The 18,736-nt window shown below is 39.1% G+C and carries 13 protein-coding genes; 8 read left to right on the forward strand and 5 right to left on the reverse strand.

All coding sequences use genetic code 11. The features are described from left to right. From M23134_RS16060 to M23134_RS16085, 6 genes are all read left to right on the forward strand, one after another. Window positions 1-481 (forward strand): hemerythrin domain-containing protein (locus M23134_RS16060; protein WP_002697955.1); only part of this gene is annotated, 481 nt, incomplete at its 5' end. A 163-nt stretch (window positions 482-644) separates the two neighbouring features. After that, a complete protein-coding gene (locus M23134_RS16065) occupies window positions 645-1,598 on the forward strand; it encodes a magnesium transporter CorA family protein (RefSeq protein ID WP_002697956.1) in 954 nt (317 codons plus the stop codon). Between the two features lie 4 nt (window positions 1,599-1,602). Beyond that, window positions 1,603-2,028: a GNAT family N-acetyltransferase gene (locus tag M23134_RS16070; protein WP_002697959.1), complete on the forward strand. Its 426-nt coding sequence runs from the start codon at window positions 1,603-1,605 to the stop codon at window positions 2,026-2,028. Between the two features lie 296 nt (window positions 2,029-2,324). After that, window positions 2,325-2,540 carry a hypothetical protein gene (locus M23134_RS16075; protein ID WP_002697962.1) on the forward strand — a complete coding sequence of 72 codons (216 nt, stop codon included), beginning with the start codon at window positions 2,325-2,327 and terminating at the stop codon, window positions 2,538-2,540. A gap of 1,080 nt (window positions 2,541-3,620) precedes the next feature. Then, the gene (locus M23134_RS16080) at window positions 3,621-4,520 is read left to right on the forward strand and encodes a sensor histidine kinase (RefSeq protein ID WP_198145035.1); all 900 of its coding nucleotides are present in this window, start codon (window positions 3,621-3,623) and stop codon (window positions 4,518-4,520) included. A 30-nt stretch (window positions 4,521-4,550) separates the two neighbouring features. After that, a complete protein-coding gene (locus M23134_RS16085; RefSeq protein WP_002697965.1) occupies window positions 4,551-5,219 on the forward strand; it encodes a response regulator transcription factor in 669 nt (222 codons plus the stop codon). Window positions 5,220-5,346: 127 nt separating this feature from the next. On the opposite strand, the gene M23134_RS16090 is transcribed toward M23134_RS16085, so the two are convergent. From M23134_RS16090 to M23134_RS16110, 5 genes are all read right to left on the reverse strand, one after another. Next, on the reverse strand, window positions 5,347-6,783 hold the full coding sequence (locus M23134_RS16090) for a phosphatidylinositol-specific phospholipase C domain-containing protein (protein WP_002697967.1): 1,437 nt from the start codon (window positions 6,781-6,783) through the stop codon (window positions 5,347-5,349). A 174-nt stretch (window positions 6,784-6,957) separates the two neighbouring features. Beyond that, window positions 6,958-7,506, reverse strand: a complete 549-nt coding sequence (locus M23134_RS16095; protein WP_002697969.1) for a hypothetical protein — start codon at window positions 7,504-7,506, stop codon at window positions 6,958-6,960. Window positions 7,507-7,724: 218 nt separating this feature from the next. After that, window positions 7,725-11,645: a hypothetical protein gene (locus tag M23134_RS16100; protein ID WP_002697971.1), complete on the reverse strand. Its 3,921-nt coding sequence runs from the start codon at window positions 11,643-11,645 to the stop codon at window positions 7,725-7,727. A gap of 132 nt (window positions 11,646-11,777) precedes the next feature. Then, window positions 11,778-13,463, reverse strand: a complete 1,686-nt coding sequence (locus tag M23134_RS16105; protein WP_002697974.1) for a hypothetical protein — start codon at window positions 13,461-13,463, stop codon at window positions 11,778-11,780. Window positions 13,464-14,218: 755 nt separating this feature from the next. Then, entirely contained in the window at window positions 14,219-14,461 is a 243-nt protein-coding gene (locus tag M23134_RS16110; protein WP_045113711.1) for a hypothetical protein, read from the reverse strand. Window positions 14,462-15,207: 746 nt separating this feature from the next. Here M23134_RS16110 and M23134_RS16115 point away from each other — a divergent pair. Continuing rightward, on the forward strand, window positions 15,208-15,924 hold the full coding sequence (locus M23134_RS16115) for a helix-turn-helix domain-containing protein (RefSeq protein ID WP_002697977.1): 717 nt from the start codon (window positions 15,208-15,210) through the stop codon (window positions 15,922-15,924). A 113-nt stretch (window positions 15,925-16,037) separates the two neighbouring features. Then, window positions 16,038-18,725 (forward strand): tetratricopeptide repeat protein, encoded by a 2,688-nt coding sequence (locus M23134_RS40535; protein ID WP_045113712.1) that lies wholly within the window; start codon window positions 16,038-16,040, stop codon window positions 18,723-18,725. Window positions 18,726-18,736: the final 11 nt, after the last annotated feature.

The raw sequence follows: 18,736 nt of genomic DNA on the forward strand, positions 1-18,736 counted from the left end.
AGACCACATCGAAAACGTACACCATACCTATGTTACAGATAATATTCCGATACTCTTGGAATATGCCGCCAAGGTGGCTGAGGTACATGGCAATGAACACCCCGAAGTAATAGAAATCAACCAATTATTGAAGGCAGTGTCTAAAGAACTTATCCAACACATGGACAAAGAAGAGCGTATACTGTTCCCGTTTGTAAAAAAACTATTACAAACACAAAAAAACAGCAGCAAAGCCCCACCGCCTCCCTTTGTTACTGTAGACAATCCTATTAGAGTAATGGAGTATGAACACGAAAATGCGGGTGATACTTTTAAAAAAATGGCTTTGCTAAGTAACAAGTATACACCACCAGCAAATGCCTGTAACACCTTCAAAGCTTTGTATGCCAAGTTACAAGATTTTGAACAAGACCTGCACCAACACATACATCTGGAAAACAACATCTTGTTTCCTAAGGCTATTCGTCTAGAGCAAGAGTAAAGAAGTGTATGATTGATTTTCTTTGACTTTATAGAACAGGGGGGAGCCATACTTCAGGGCTTGCTCCTGTTAGTTATCCATGAAACCAAGTTTTTAAATATTAACCACCTTTGAAAAGCCCTTGCTAACTTTTAACTTTATCCCTTGCAATTAAGCAATACCTATGATAGAAGTATTTTACAAAGACATTAGGGCAAAAAAGGTAGCATCAGTAGACGATATTGAGGCATCTTCTGCCGAAATTTTTAATATCAGATTGATTGACTTTACCCAAGAAGAATTACAAAGTTTGGCTCAAAAATATGGATTGCATTTAGGAGTCTTTAATAAAAAAGAAGACATAGAGATCAGCTCGCATTATATGGATTTACACAACCAACTGTCTATCACTTTTACAGTGCCCTCTTATGCTGCCGAAAGTCTCATGGAAGAGCAAAACATGCACATTATTATCAAAGACAATATTTTTTTTACTTTTATGTCGGCAAGCATGGAAGAAGCTATCAACCTGCTCACCAAATACCGCTACGATTTTGACCGACTTCAATTCAATTCGCACGAAGAGTTGTTTGTTTTTCAGGTAGGCGTGATTACCGACTACTTTGCCGATGTAGTAGAGTCTATTTCAGATAAAATCAAAAACACCTTTTATGATACCTTGCAACCCAAGCAGTTTACTGAACAAGACTTAGATGCGCTCACCAAAAATAACTTCAACAACTTCCTTATTCGTGAAGCAGTCTCTAACTTTCAACGCATTATTCTTTTGCTAAGGAAACGATTTTCTGAAAATGACAAAATTGTATCTAAACTCTCCATCGAAATCAAAGACCTGAACGTAATAGCCGAGCACGTTGCCAATAATTTTGAGCGAATCAATGACCTCAAAATCAATGTAAACTCTAAGATAGAACTGGAGCAAAACAACATATTTAAAATACTGACTATCATCACGGTTTGTATTTCGTTGCCCACCCTTATTGCAGGCATTTATGGGATGAATTTTACCAACATGCCCGAACTCAAGGTGAGTTATGGTTATCCGCTGGCATTGCTGGGCATTGTGCTTAGCTTTGTGATGCCCTTGTTGTATTTTAAAAGTAAAAAATGGTTTTAACCAAATGAGCCCAATCCATATTACCCCCTGCACCCTCGAACAAATCCAACATGTGTTAGAGGGGGTGAATGCTTACAATTTGCAGCAAGTACCTGCCCTGGCTGATTTGTGGACTCCACTGGAATTTGTCGCTACAGACAACAACGGCAACACATTGGGAGGTGTTTTGGGTGGAGTTGGCTATTGGAACGGACTAGAGATAAAAGTGCTTTGGGTGTCAGAAGATTACCGTCACCAAGGCATTGGTGGTCAACTAATGGCCCATATAGAACAAATGGCTCAAGCTAAAGGAGCTACCCTGGCAATGCTCGATACTTTCGATTTTCAGGCAAAAGATTTTTATCTCAAGCAAGGTTACAATCTGGTAGGCACCATTGATAATTTCCCGAAAGGGCACCAAAGGTATTATTTCTCTAAAAGCCTTGGGTAGGTTCCTTTATTCAAACACCTTTACCCACCAAAATACTTCACTTACACATCATACTACTATTGGTGTTGCCGCTGGTAGCGAGTAGTCAAGACAAGTTTTCGGCAAGAGCACCTGTTTTATATATGTCAACCCCTCAAATAAGCATTGGTGATTTGGGCGAAACATGGGTTTTATCTCCTGCTACATACTCACTTTTTTATGCCTCCAAAGTAGGAGCACTATGGCATAGAAAACAACTCTACTTCTATCGAATTTGGAAGATTGTTAGATAAACCGACAAGAAGAAGCTTTTTACTGTGGTAGACTATAATGTGGTAAAGCAACCACTCATTATGCGGGTTACTTATAAAAGCATTGATGGTGTGATGATTCCTGCCTATAGAAAGTATACCAAGGCAACCTGGAAAGGGGAGGTGTTGGACGAAAAGTGGGTAGAAGATATAGCTGAGGACATCAAGTTTAATCAAAATATCCCAAAAGCTTTATTTGAAGCCAAGGCTACATCAAAGTAGCACATAGCCCTGATGGTAGTTTGAATGGAGCTATTTTTACAAAACCATTATCTTTTTGACTATTAAAAGAGCAACAAGCAAAGAGTTGCGTGATAAAACCAAGCTACGAAGTCAGAATTGTATTGTTCAGGTGCTCCAGTGTTTGTAATACCTGAGTACAGAAGCCCCTACTAAACGCTCCATAGAACCTAACATCTAATCTGTAGTTTTCTCAAATTACTCAAAATATTTTTCACGTTTGTATTTTCTACATGTTCCATTTTAGTTGGGTATAGGTTGTAAAAAAATACGCTCAGTCAGAAGGGCAAATGCCTAGTTGATTGGGAAATATGAAAAATAGCCACAAGTTTTTCTGTCAGTTACCTCCTTTCCTTAAGGTTAAGCTAAAAACTATGCACCTCGCTTTGCCCATTGAACAATAATAGCAAAATTAGTTGATGTAGATTGAATGTTAATAATAAATTGTTGAAAATAAGGTGTTTACTGTTTTATTGTAGGCTTAATGTATTTGCACAAAAACAACTTGTTGACATTTAATATACAGGTTTTTTTGCTTGATTAGCCTTATAAATATAGATTTGGTTATAGTCAATTATGTTTTAGACTATTTTGGTTTTATATAATATTTCAAAACATTATGAATGCTATAATATGTGATAACTGGTTTTTTAGTTGTTTGGATGTTTATTCCATAGTAAATGTTTCTTTTACACTGTATCGGGTCAGGGTAAGAGAGTGAGTAGCATTGGAGGTTAGCCCAGCTTTAGTAAGCCGCTCAGCATCCTTAGAGGGAGAAAAGTTGGCAGGCTAACCACAGTCACGAAAGTGAAGTAGTGAATATATCCTGAAATTAAGCCATCTATGATTTACTATGCAAAGATTAACTACGTTGAGACTGGGCTAAAGCCCTACGGTTTTTTTGCTTGTACAACAAACAGATGCTAGTACTCTAGTTTCTCTTGAAAATACTATACTTTTCTGTTTTTACTAATCAAAATGAAAAACCATCTCCAAAGCGAAAAGCTATTTTTTGCCTATTTCTATCCTAAATTTTATACAAAATCAACCCTTAAAAAAGATATGTTCAAGTTCTCTAACCTAAGACTGCAACTTCAACAAGGCTTAGTGCTACAACAAAAACAAATAGGCAACCATGCTAAAACAAGTATGGCGCAGCCCACACAAAGTGTCATGATGATTTGCCTTTACTTTGCCTGGCCATTTCAAGAGGTAGACTTTGTGTGGCTGCTAAGCATAGGAATTAGTAGCACCCTAATTGTAATTACTATTTTTTTGTATCAAAAGAAACTGTGCCAACTACAGCTTCGCATAAAAGAGCTTAGAGGGGGGCAACAGCAACAATTACGTTTGGCTATTAGTCAGGCACAAGAAAGCGAAAGAAAGCGTATTGCTCAAAATCTGCATGATGAATTGGGGATCGTATTATCTACGATCAAGTTGTATACCGATCATTTAATGGATAAATCAGGGCTTCATAGCGTAGCTAGTAAGATAAACTACCTGATAGATGTAGCAAATCAAAACCTAAAAATTATTGCGTATAACTTAACTCCTCAACATCTGGAAAGGTTTGGACTACTAAGCGCGCTTAATGAACTATTTGACAATATTCGCGATACTCACCAGTTAAAAATTCAATTCCACTACGATGATTTCGAGCGTTTAAACATTGAAAAAGAATTGGGATTATACCGTATTATTCATGAGTTGATCAATAACACAATTAGGCATTCAAAAGCCAACAATATTCAGGTTGTTCTTGCATATAAGTCAGGACATCTGAAGTTAAACTATCAAGATGATGGAGTAGGGGTTGATCTAGAAACTCAAAAAATAACCAGACAATCAGGCATGGGCTTGCAAAATATTATCGGTAGAGCCAAGTTGATGAACGCACAAGTTGAGTTTCAGTCTGCAGTTGGGTTGGGTTTTCAAGCATCACTACAATTAGAAATTTAAATGTTATTCTAAATAAAAAAACAACTTCTTATGAATCCTATTAAAATTGGCATTGTTGACGACCACCGTTTATTTAGAGAAGGATTGATTTTCGTAATTGAGCAAAATCAAGACTTGAAAGTTATTTTGGAAGCTGAGCAGGGACAAGACCTGCTCGACCAATTAGCCAGCACCCCAAAACTTCCAGATATTATTTTAATGGATATTAGAATGCCCGTGATGGATGGCTTGGAGTGCACTCAACTTATAAAAAAACAGTATCCTAGTATAAAAATCATCACAGTGACAACATACGACCAGGTAGATTATATTTTGTACCTTTTAAAATTAGGGGTAAATGGTTATTTACGTAAAATAGTTTCAGGTAAAGAAATATGCCATGCCATTCGGGCTACTTGGGAGCAAGAGTACTATTTTGATAGTTTTGTCACGCAAATTATGTTGGATGGTCTTAAAAGAAAAAGAAATTTTGTGGCCAAACCTAAAATAGACGGGCAAGTAAATATTACCCCCCGTGAACAAGAGGTCTTAGAGTTAATATTGAAAGAATACACTACTCAGGAAATTGCTGACAGGCTATTTGTAAGTATTCATACAGTAGAAACCCATCGTAAAAAACTATTCAACAAATTTGGAGTAAAAAATGTAGTGGGGTTGGTAGTCAGGGCATTGCAAATGAGGCAGTTTTCGGTGGCTTGACCTTTCTAAAAATGCAGTGGTGTAATTGTAAATAACCCTGCAATGTTACCAATTGGTATTGATAATCAAGCAGGGAAATGATTTTGAACAAGAGCTATAGGTGCCTCAAGTGTGGTGACTGATTATTTCATTTTAATGGTAGGTTTCCATTGAAATTAAGAGATACGATGGCTTGGTTGGTTATACGATTTACAAAGTCAACATAGACAATGTTGGGGCGTTGCCATCCTTGGCGTACTATCTGTTCCTTGAGTACTTCGGGCAAACCAGCATTGGCTTGCTTGGCCAAAGATTTAATGCTACCGGTACTTGGGGGGTGGTTAGAAGTCAAAGTCCAAGATAATAAAAAGAATATTCCTTGACCAGGTCCTGCGTGCTGGCTCCATTTTTTCAACTGATCTACTTTCATGTCATTGTATGTGGCAGAGTTTGAGTATTTGTCGAACACGGCAAGGTTGGGCAGCACCTTGTCACTGTCTTGATAACGGAAGCGCCCAGTAGCAGGGTTGATGTATTCAGGATAGTCAAAGACTAAAATCATTTTGCCCCTGACTTCTCCTAAAGATACTTTAGCTAAGTTTACATTGATACGATGGTTGGTATAAATAGCTTGGTTATAATTGTTAAGAAACCCATCAATTTTGGCTTTGGTTTCTGCCGACTTATGGTCATCACCGTGGTTACGGATGTGAGAAAATTTAAGAATCACTGTTTCGGTTCTGTGGGCATTTAAAAAGGACACGGTTTCGTCTAAGACATCCTTAAGGCTTTGACCATTGCAACCAAAGCTACCGTTGCGGTGGTAAGTGACCAAGTTATGGTGGTCGTAATCTACCCTTATATCAAAGTACCTTGCACCACAGGCCATTTGTCCCCCTACCGAGAGGCTTTGGGTACGGGTGTATGTATCGGCCAAAAGAGCAGGGTTGCAATGGTGCAACGACGACATGCCCGCATCGTGGCTACCTGGCATCGTAATTTGATCGAGGTGTAGCGAGTCGTTCAAGTTGCCTAGCCAAGAAGATATGCCATCTGGAGCAGTACTTACTACATTTTCGCGATTGCCTCCTCTTGAGAAATGGCAAGAAAGCTTCAAGCTTTGGTCGCAAAAACCGATACAACTAACGGTATTGGCTCCAGTATATTGGCAACCTGAGCCTCCAAACCACCAGTTATTCGAGCTTCCCGAATGCCCTTGGGCAATGGCAATGTTCTCAAAAGTAAAAGTGTTTTCTTGTTGACCAAATACTCCTCCTGTCATGGTGAGCTTAAGGGTACCTATCAAGGCAAAGTTTAACTTGTCTGGGGTGTGGTTAAAAGTAGTATGCGAAGCAGGTACATTGCTTGCAAACCAATGGGCTACCTCGCTGGAGCCATGGCGCCCTACCCGAAAAGAAAGCCTTCCATCACTGCCAAAAGACTTGGTAAGACCTGCGTAGGTTTCGCCGTTGGGGTCTTGTCCGTGGCTTACCGAAAAACTTTTGACAGTATAGCTACCGCTTTTGAGGGTATATCCACTATTTTGGGCGATTGGAATGTAAACGATATTATCATGGTATTTCATAACTTATGGCGATGTTTTTTTTAAAAAAATATTGGAAAAAAGAAAAGCTGGTAAAAGTGTTTAAATACAATAGGTACCCTTCACTTGTGGTGGTTTTACAAGCGGGCAATTAAAGATTTGTGCTATTCGAAAAAGCATTACCTAGCCTGAGCCAGGAGTAAGTTTTGCTGCTACTTAAATAAAAAAGTTAGCTGGGGTAACATCTACTACATTTGCTGCATTGCCTCCCCTTGAAAAGTGGCAAGGAAGTTTCTCTCTCCATTCACCTAAGCTATTGCAGTTAACCATGTTGGCTCTGATATATTCGCAATATATTCCGCCAAACCACCAGTTATTTGAGCTTCCCGAATGCCCTTGGGCCATGGCAATGTTCTCAAAAGTAAAAGTGTTGGCTTGTTTGCCAAAACGCCCCCCTGCCAAGGTAAGTGTAAGGGCACCTACAAAAGCAAAGTTGAGCTTGCCTGGGGTGTGGTTAAAAGTAGTATTTGAGGCAGTTACTTTGCTTGCAAACCAATGGGCTACCTCGCTAGAGCCGTGGCGCCCTACCCGAAAAGAAAGCTTTCCATCACTACCAAAAGACTTGGTAAGGCCTGCATGGTTTTCGCCATGAGGGTCTTGTCCGTAGCTTACCGAAAAACTGTGAATGGTGTAACTGCCACTTTTGAGGGTATACCCACTATTTGGGGCTACACGAATATAAAAATCATTGGCATGGTATTTCATAACTTATGATGAGGCTGTTTTTTGATTATTGGAAAAAGAAAAGCGGGTAAAAATGATGGTATTTGTGAGCCTGTTTGAGTACAATACCTGAAAAATAAACTTGCCAGCCCCTATTTACTTGGCGCATAAGGAGCCGACAAGCCATGGTTTATCCTGAAAATAGGGCGTGTATACTTGTATACATTGCACTACTTTTCAAGCGCTTAGTGCAGCAAGCGTTACATTTTATTGCCACCGCCTATTTTATTTTTTATTCCGATATCGGATTTTTCTGAGATGCTTATTCTTGCAGCTTCCAGTGCAGTGGTGAGGAAATTTGTTCCGAGAACAATGCTAGCAGCTATGATATTAACTAAACTATCTTTTTCTGCGCTTATCCCTAGGTAATCAGCAATTTCCATTATACCATGATAGATGCCAGAGACCCCTTGTTCTACATTTACAAATGCTGAAAGTCCTATTTCTACCCTCTCTGTAGATTTATCCTCCACAGAATCTTTATTAATATCCCTGGTTTCTTCAACAGATTTCCAAACTGTGAGGACAACTTGGGCTGAGTTTGTGACTATATCAGCAATAGTAAGTGCTAAACTCACATATTTTTCTATTTTTTCTGCTTTTTCTATGCGTTTTGTATTACCTGCGTGATACTTTTTGTAAAGTACGTTAGATTTGTGCCATCCTATTTTGCCTATTTTCGCTCCGGTTTCTATTACTAATGCCGACCATAGTGCAAGTTCACTAATAACAGTAATTCTCTCGCGTTTAACCTTGTCTTTTTCTTTCTCTGACATATTCTCCTCTACCTTGGGAAACTTTCCTTCCCACATTGGAAAACTACAGGCTGACTCTACAAGACTGAGCATAGCTATCAAAAAGTCAATAGCAGTGCTTGGCTTGAGGTGTCCGACAACAGGGAGTTTATCTGAGCTTGGACGCATTTTTTCTTTTGGGGCAATGTCTACAACAAATTCAAGTATTGACCTTATAGGCAGACAAAAATCACCAATAATAGACCCCACTAAAAGATAGTTCTTAAGAGAGCCCTTTATTTCTTCTTTTTTGGTATCTCCATTTGCCTCTACACTTCTTTTGCTTAGGTTTTGTTGTGTTTTATTTTTTGCGTCACCTGCTAACAGCAATACCTTATCAAACTCAGAAAAAAAAGCACTTTTAGCCCCAGCTTTTAATATTTCTTCCGCTTCATCTTTCCCTACGGTCAACTCCAACATCAGTGCCACGGGCACTGCCATAGGATAGACCACTATGTCTAATAAAGAGGGAAGCTTGAACCCAAAATAAGCCGAAATAACCGGAATGGTAATAGGGGTGTTGAGGTCATCTTTGAAACCCTCAATCATACCAACCAGGTAGGCACTCAGCTCATCTACCAATATTTTGATGGCTACTACCAATTGATCCACTTCGGTGCCAATGACTTTCTTCACCAGGTCTAAAATGGCTTTTGGAGATATTGTATGGGTTTGTTGAACTGTTTTCATCAATTCCCCTATCTCGTGCATTAACATTCCCCGGTCGTTTATCAAATGGTTCAGCGGCATAGATCTGAAGTCATTGTTTGATAAATTGCCAAAATCTTTTTCAAACCTGTTTTTGATATTCTCTCCCAGCTTTTCCCAATCGTCAGCGGTAAGTTTATTAGACATCACATTTTGCAGGAGGTGCTCTATGAGGCTTTCTCCTTCCTGGAGAATCACTTTGCCCAGGTGTGGTATAATGTTAGTTGCAGGGTTAGACAACAGGTATCCCAGCGTGCCTAATACATCAACGCCATGAAATTTTGGATTTTTGAGCGCTTTTCCCGCGTCCAAGTCCTCTGAAGTAAGCCCAAAAAAATGGTCTACTTTAGCTTTGAGTGCATCCAGTTTATCATCTACATTTTGAGTAACTTCTTTTACAAAGTCAGAGGCTCCATCAAACAATGCGTTCATTTGGTGTTTAATGGTGGCAGCAGCATTCTTGTAATTTTCCAGATTGAAAGCAAAGGCAACAAATTCTTTGAATGCCTCCCAAAATTTGGCAACAAATCCTGTGACCACCTTCCAGTAGTGTTCCAGGGTATCAAAGAAGTAAACATGATGCCCCACCACAAATTCTACCCCCTCTCTCACTATGTGGATTACAAAAAAGCCAGCTTCTCTTATTTTTCTGCCTAAAAACTCAATGACGTCCCCTATGAAATGTCCTGCTTTACGTAGCTCCCCCCCTAGATCAATGCTTCTTTTGCCACTGGTTTCTTGAATGGCAAGCTGTACCGTACTATTATCAGTATCAAGGTAAGTCAACTGTCCATTTTTATTTATACTGGCTCCCCAGGCGTGCCCTTCAAGCCCAAGGTCGGCAATTGTAGTAGCATTGTACACAGGGTCTGCATAATAAACCCCACTTGTATCAGGTGTGTAAAGATTGGTGGTTTCTATAACATCTCTTTTTTGTTGCCCCTGTTTTTTCTCAGCTATTTTTTGTTCTATTACCCCCCCCTGCTTAATCATTTGGTAAAGGGCTTTTAGATCGTTATCGTCTACCTCTTTGGTAAAAGATGCCACAAGTTTTTTAAACTCTTGAAAATCCTTGGCTTCATTGGCAAGGTTTACGAGCTTGTTTTTTACATCCGACCCAGGATCAATCACCATTTTTTGTTGCGTAAAATCTCCGGTAAGGTACAAGGTAGGAGCCAGCAACGAATCATTGGCTCTAATGGTAATACTGATTTGACCAAGGGCATTGCTTTGTATAGTGGTAGGCTTGTGGTCTAAGAACAGATGCTCTCCATTGATTGTGACTTTAGTCAAAGTAGAACTGGTAATTTCACAGGTTTGTCCGTTTACTGGCAAGCCAAGCTCATCGGTAAATACTACATTGGTGCCATAAGCATGGGTACTAATCACACTTTTCAAATCGGTAATCTCTATCATTTGTGTGCACCACAAGGTAGTCACCTTATCCATCCACTTATGATACAACTCATCGTCATTGGTGATATAGAAAATTTCGCTTGTGTTTTGAATCTTATCCTGATAAACTGTAAAGTGTCCTATGCCTTCCTCAAATAATTGTAAGGTAGTCCATTTGTTTTCGTCAGTATAATCAGAGAAATACAGGTTACTATGAGTATCAAGTAGCCAGACTCTTTGCTTGTTGTCCGGGTTTTTTCCAACCGCTATTTGTTTGATGTTGCCAGACAATGTTTGTAAGTCAGGGCTAATAATTACCTTATTTTCTTCGAAATTTTTACGACTTCTTTTCCCAGTTTGATGATTTGCCGACAACATAAAAAGATTGTTGGCAGCCATGATCAAATCCGTGGTTTCGTCTTCATTTTTAAAAGCAAAAATACTACTGGCTTGATCGCTTCCTACAATAGACGCATGAAATCTACAGGAGGGAATATCTATAAATACCCCATTGTTTTGCCCCATAGTTTGGTAAAAAATGTACGCGCCATATCCCAAAAAATCATCTATTTTGCCCAACTGGAGGTTTAAAACTTTTTCAATGTCCATGGGTACAGTCAGTGCCTTCCATCCCCAGGTTTTATTATAAGTTTCCATATTTACCATCCAAAGCTGGATTTGGGCAATAAAGTCTTTTCCTTGGTTTTGGGTGGGCAACGACTCGGTAGCCACTACTACATTCAAGTTGTCCTGGTCGTCATGTCCTGCTACAATATGGGTGATATTGGTAAAATGATAAGCATCGTGAACCAACCATCTATCTGGGTTATCATCAGCCGAGAAATCGGAAGTAGACAATACAACAGAGCGCTTAGTAGGGTCATTTTTAAATGAGGCTCCTAACACAACAGTTGGGCGACCAAAGCTATCTTTGATTGCCGCAAACGCCTTGATCTCATAACTGGTGATTCCTTTCATCAAGTCAACCAGCACCCAGCCAGCATGGGTGCTGGCGTCTTCTATAAATGCATAAAAGGATTGATTGTTACCAATGGCAAATAAATACCGATTGCCATCTCTGTCTTTTATTATTTCTAAACTATGACCGCCATCTGTTTTACTGCCGGCAATATGATGCTCCATAAATTTAGATTGTACATGCACATTGTGTACACTTTTCTTTGTATCAGTCGATACATCATCAGTTAATAATGTGTTTTCCATTGTTGTAATATTTTTTTTTTTGTGAAAATGTTTTTCGTAAACGCTCATCAAAACATAAGCAACCAAGCTTATCTTCGTTTACTTGCAATGTCCAATCAGCCACCATAATCGTCGCTTTTTGGGTATTTAACTTTATTGGGTATAGATAGCATCCAGTGCGAGGTGACCTTCTGCTGTAAATCTTAGGGCAGCATATTCTATTATTTTGATTCCAGGGAGAATAATGCGGGAATTCCAGCCAAAGTTAAAAGAGGCTACACCCTGCCCCAACCTGCTCTCAAGATTGCTTTGCATGCTTCTGTTTACTTCTTCTCCAATGGTGAGTCCTATGCCCAAAGGAGGGATAATCCAAGAGAAGATTTTACCAGCAATGGCTCCTGGATATGTCCTTTCATTTATTTTTTCGTGGGAGGGGTTGCTAGTAACAGGTTCTGAAAAGGCAATTTTACCAGTGGCACCATTTACAAGGGCAAACCCCAGCTCGGTCGTCCAAGTAGTTTTAACCTGTAGCCTTCTATCTACTATAGCCCCGTATTTTAAGGTGATGTCATCGGTGATAAATGTATAATCAATGGTAAAAGCAGCTCCTGAGACATCTTTGAGCTCTTTTTTATCAGGTGTATCAGGGGAAGCTGTATTCACCTTTAAGTTGCTTCGACCTATCTTGGGAGTTAGGCTAATGTACATGGTGCCAGACTGATTTTTATCCCAGATTTTATTCCCAGCATTGTCTAGCTTTAAGGTTCCATGTTTGTCGGTTTTATACACGGGCATATCGTAGCGAAATGTGTAAGACACTTTTCCTTGCGCTTCTAATTTTGGGGTGAGTTGCTCGTTGGTCAGGTTAAAATATTTGGCAATGCCTTTGGCAACTGATGAAAATGTGAGCTCCTCGGAAAGCAAAAATGTGCATTGAGGTGTTTGTTTATTTTTAGGATTGGTTTTGATGATTGGGTTAATAGATACACCAGCTGTTTTCGATACAGGCAGTTTTTTGGCACCAGTGACCATCAAATAGTTCAAAGACGAAAGCTGAGGAGCCACGTGGTTTTTTGTAATGGTAAAGTTGCAATCTGTGGGTGGAAAAGTGGTTTGATCGCTGGTAGCCGATACCACGTCTTCTGTCACTTCAGTTACAATATGCCCCAACACATAAGGATTTTCACTTTCGGCTAGTAAAGAGACATATTTTTCTAACATTTGCTTGAACTGCTTTTCTACTTCGTATTGCTCGTCCAGTAGTTTTTTGAGTGCTGGGGGTATATTTTTTTGGTAATCTATCTGAAGAGCGGTGGCAAGTTTAGCATTTGTTAGGTCTACAAATAGGTGTTCAATGCTGAGGTTTTCTTCTCTGAACTTCTGCAGTGGGCTATCAATGGTATTTATTTTTAGCTTGTCAGCATCCACCTCTTTGTCTGGTATTCTCCTAAGGTTTGTGGTAAGCAAAATCTCGTATCCCTTGAGCGATATGTTGTCATAAACAAAAGAGCCTTGTTCTTGCGACTTACTCAAGTTAAAGTAAGTAAATGTGCCATTCAAGATAGGTAAGTGCATGACAATCTGTACCTTTTGCGCATCTAAGCTTTCTACAAACCGAATGTAAGGAGCCCCCATTCCTTTTACATCAAGGTTGGGGTTGTCATTTTTATTCAGTTTTACATGCCACTCATAACTGCGGAATTCATTCTGGTAGGCAATCCATTCCAGTTGATGGTTAATGGCGTCTTGTGATACTGACAGTGACATATCGTATTCAAGCAAATCATTACCGTTGCCTCTGATTATTTTGCTGAGCTTTTCTTCTAATGTGCTTTGCATGCCTATTAAGTTTAATATAAATCCCTACTCTATTTTTGAGGCTTTTCAGGTGCCGCCTTTTGTATGAATCTTTCTGTGAGCTTTGTCAAGGTTTTGGCTTCTGAATATTCATTGATTGGAACTTTAGTGAAGTGAATTTTTGCAATGAAATAGGGCAAAAGTATTTAGTAAAGGTCCTCAGAATTATAGCCTTGACAGAGCATTCATATCAAATTGTCCACATCTCAAAGTTGCTCATAAGTAACCTGTAATAAAATCCCTGAAAACCGGGTTTTTTGTAAGGTCAGGGTTTTATGGGATAAAAAACAATAAGCCCTGCCTGGGGCAAACTGAGGTGTTACAGGGCTTTATCTAGAGGTGTTGGTTTGATATTGATCAAAGGGTAATGGAATAAGAAAGGTAAAGGGAATAGGCAATGTAAAAATAAGCGTTAGTGCAGGCTATTGTTCATATTGGGCGGTTTTTATATGAAGACATTTGAGGCATTACCCGTCAGGGCAAATCAAAGGAACTGCATTTGGTGACTCAAGCAATGTAGCAAACATTTGGAGATAATTAAAGGTAAGAGGAGGCACAGAACCATTTGTACTTTGGTCTTATAAGCTAAACTCCTTGATAAAAAAGAGGGGGGCTGTTCAAAGTAGATAACGTTTCATTTTATGTACCTTTTTCGTTTAAAGTTCTGGTAATCAGTACTCAAAAAACGAGTTTACACAAACTCTGAAACGTTATTTCAAAGTAAGGCACTTAAATTCTTAGGTGTTTTTTGGGTTTTGTTGGCTGGTGTCTTGAGATGCTTGAAACCAAAAGTTTAGAATTTGCCCTACCCCTCCAGTAAGCACACCTAACAATACTTTTATCTCACCCATCATAGAGTTAGCTCCTTTTTTCATGTTAACATGATCACTTATCTCTACCACCAAAATAATTCCTAGTAAACCAATGTAACTTACTAAAAACAAAAGACTAAAAATAAATTGAATTTTTCTCTGACTCATAACTCAAAGCTTTGAAAGTTCATCATACTTTGATAGTGCTTAAATAAAAATTGATTGAGTAATAACTACCATCCACTATGAAAATATCAATGAAAAAGGTTACACAAACGAACACTGCAAATTTACCTTGAATTCATTTCTCTCATTTTTTCAAATAAGACAATCATTTGTCCAAAAAGGACATTTTAAGGTGAGCAAATAAAGGTGTAATTGTATTCAGGAATGCTTTCTGAGCAAAGCATAAGCTAGATCGTGGTAAACCTTGATACTGTTAAAACCCCTGTATTCAGGGATAACATTAATGAATAATAAAAACTAATTTGCTGAGGATTTTGAACAAGCAACTCTGTTCAAAATTAGCCCATCAAATGAGCCATTGCAGTGCTTGACCTAAGTTGCGGCGTTGAGAAAACACACGCCACTAGCTGAGCTATTTTGTGAAAGAACAGTTTTGAATCTTCCGAGCCTGGCTCGTAGAAGTGATGATCCAAGCTTGTATTTAGAGTAGCATTTTAACTATGACCAAAAAAGCAATAATAGCATCAAGGGTTTACTTTGAGCCTGAAAGCTGTTATTGAGGGCTTTGCCTAGAGACTCTCCTGTAGGACAAGTAAATCACTCAATCACTTGATTATACACTACTACATTGAATTTGGGTTGACAAGCACCAAATCAACATAAATATAACTTACTAATGAATATTTAGTCGGTATTTTACACTTGCTTGTAGGCGAAAAAACACTATTATGTCAGAACACTTTTTAGTCATTACTCTACACACACAAATAATAGACTTGGATGTACCTCTTAGGGAGGGCAACAAATCTCAAAGATTCAACTACTTTACACTTGACGAAATATCCTCTCAAAATATGCGATTCAGGGAGTTTACCAGAACAGCAAGCTTTACCAATATTGATTTGGAAACGGTTAAGATCATAGGGACTGAGATGGAGAAAAATGGGCAACTCATTGTTGTACTTTACAAATATAAGTCAAGGCTAACCAAAGTCTTGTCATTGCAAGATGGCAACCCTTTTTTCTTAGGAGCAATAGGCAACTTTTTACAAGCTTTAAATCTTTATTTAAAGCAAAGGCAACCCCTTGTTTGCCAGGCTATAGTAACTGTACCAGTAAAAGGGCGAGACTGTAAGTGGATTCAACATTTAGAAGAGGTAATAGCTGACCATATATGTCATGAATCTCTATCGGTAGAAACGTTGGCAACCCTGGCTTGTTTAAGCACAAGGCAACTGAGCCGAAGAATTCGTTCAGCCTTGGGAGTCTCGCCACGCAAATTTCTCCGGGAAGTACAATTACAATTGGCTAAACGAGCATTGGAAAGTGGAGAGGTAGAGTCCGTTTTCCAGGTAGCTTTAGGGCAAGGGTTTGAGTATGCCAGTACTTTTTCTAAACTATTCAAACAGCGTTTTGGTAAATGTCCTAGCAAGTATCTTTGCTAAAGCAGGGGCAAAAAATAAGCTTTCCCTGATAAATCAAACTGTAAACTGTTTGGAGGTGGTTTTTTGTATGCTATTGAGGCTTCTTTAATATTATTAATCAAAAAAACAGACCAATGAACACACGAACACTTATCACATTCTTGTTGACTAAACTATTATATTATGGAGCATTTAGTCAAGCTCAGGCGCAAACCCCTGCCATTGTAGATTCTCTTCAAAAAATGCTTACTACAAGCATCAATCATCAACAACGCGCCGATACCTACAACCTACTAGCTGCACAATATCATCGTACCGACTCTCTCAAAGTAGCCAGCTTTACGGCTGAGGCCTTGCGTTGGGCCAAGCGTGACAACTATGTTCGGGGCATTTGTCAGGCTTATTACTATCAAGGGTACAACTACACCCGACTGGGTCATTTTCTCCAGGCCGAGCAGGTGTACAACAAAATGATTCCCCTGGCTCAGGCGGCAAAAGACTACCATTCTTTGCATCTTGCCTGGAAAGGTTTGGGGATAAATCTCGCCTACCAGCGGAAGTCCCGAAAATCGCTGGAATGTTTCAAGAAATCTCTTTCTTTTGCTAAGCAATCCGATGACAAAACCTTGGTAGCCAATGCTTACAATAATATGGGGAATAATTATAAAAACCTGGGGAATATTAAGCAAGCTTTGCATTGTTACCAACAATCTTTAGATATTAACAAGGCACTCGATAATATGAATGAGGTGGGTATTAATTATAATAACCTGGCCTTGATTTACTCTCGTAAAGGAGCATACAAAAAAGCCTTAGCCCATTACCAAAGTGCGTTGCGTACTTTTCGCCAATCTGATCAGTTGCTTCGGGCAAGCCACGTACTCAACAATATGGGCTTGATTTACCTCAATCAAAGCAATTACTTGCAGGCGGCCTACTATTTCAATGAGTCACTACAAATTCGGAAAAGCCTCGATGATGCCTTCAGTATTGCGGTGAGTTATACGAATTTAGGCTTATTAGAGACACGCTTAGGACGTTATCCTGAGGCAATAGGCTACCATCTGAAAGCCTTGAAGCATTCAAAAAAGTTGAATAATCAGTACCGGGCAGCTTCAAGTTATAACAACATAGGTGTGATATACCAAGAGCAAAATAACTTTGGGTTAGCCAGGCAATACTACTTCAAGGCTTTACGTATTTTCACCCAGTTGGAGCAAAAACTGGAGCTGGTAGAAGCCTATCGGGACATTGCTGCCACCTATGATTTAGAGAGTAAATCGGATAGTGCTCAACAGTATTTCAAACAAGCTTTTGAGGTAGCTCAGCAAATAGGAGATCAAAAATCTCTTGGGTTGGTTTACAAGGATTTAGGTATTTTTTATCGGAAAAAAAAGCAATGCAATCAATCACAAGAGTATCTGCACCAAGCCAAGGCTATTTTTACTTCACTAAAAAATTATCGCCATTTGTCTTCCAGCCAAATCGCTTTGGGTCAAACTTATTACGACTGTGGCGAGTACCAAAAAGCCCAACATGTATTAGAGAAAGGCCTTGAGCTTGCCAAAAAAAAAGGCGATATTAAAGCGAATGGCTACAGTATTTTATCAGCTACTTATGCTAAACTGGGCGATTACCAAAAAGCTTATGAAAACCATCTCCTCTTCAAAGCAACAACTGATAGCTTGTTTAACCGGAAGAACACCCGAAAAATAGCTCAGTTGGAAGAGCGATTTAAATATAAGCAGCAAAAAGATTCACTAAGACAAATTCAGGTTCAGGAAAAAAAACAACTCCAGACCCAAATTATTCAACAAACCTTGCAAAACCGTCTTCAGCAACGCACCTTGTGGTTGGTATTGGGGATTGCTCTAGTATTGTTGGGCTTTACTATTTATGTATACCGTAGTCGTCAACTAAAACAAAAGCTGAATGAACAACTCCAGATAAAAAAGGCCGAATTGGAAGTTAAGAATGAGACCCTTGAAGCCTCTAAAGAAGAAATTTCTGTGCAACGAGATATGTTAGAAGAAAAGAATAATACATTGGCTTTGCATAAGGAACGCATTGAACAAAGTTTTCGAGCAGCTCGTCGTATCCAAAAAGCTTTTTTACCCAGTAAAGAATACCTCCAGCAATGTTTTAATGACTGCTTTATTCTCTATTTGCCAAAAGACGTAGTATCAGGTGATTTTTACTGGGCTTCTAAGATCAGTAATATTCAAATATTGGTAGTGGGCGATTGTACTGGACATGGGGTGCCTGGTGCATTTACTACAATGATTTGCCACAAAGTGTTAGACCAAATAGTAAAGGTAGAGAAAATCATCGATCCTGCGGTTATTCTTAGTAAAATGCAGGTTGCTTTCCTTCAAGAACGAACGGAGGGTGAAAGTTCTAGGATAGATACTGGTTTGGATGTAGCAATATTAGCCATTGAGCACCAACAAGCGTGTTCCAAAGTAACATTTGCTGGCGCAAGGCACGACCTGTTGTATACACTTCCCAAAAACGAGGATGTAATTCGTGTTCCAAGTGTACGTCAGTCTATAGGAGGTTTTCGCAAGCAAAAAAAAACATTTAACAATCACACATTATCTCTTCCTACGGGTAGCACTTTATATATGGGGTCAGACGGTTTGGTTGATCAAAATGATGGCACCCCTAATAAATTTGGTACATCACGTTTGCTCGACTTTCTAAAACATAACCAAAGTTTTTCGCTTAATCGCCAAAAGAATAAATTAACAAATGCCTTATATGATTTTATGAATCAAGCTGAACAGCGTGATGATATTTTATGGGTAGGGGTTAAACTATAAACCAAGGAATG

Source organism: Microscilla marina ATCC 23134 (assembly GCF_000169175.1).
In the GTDB taxonomy this organism is placed as follows: Bacteria; Bacteroidota; Bacteroidia; order Cytophagales; family Microscillaceae; genus Microscilla; species Microscilla marina.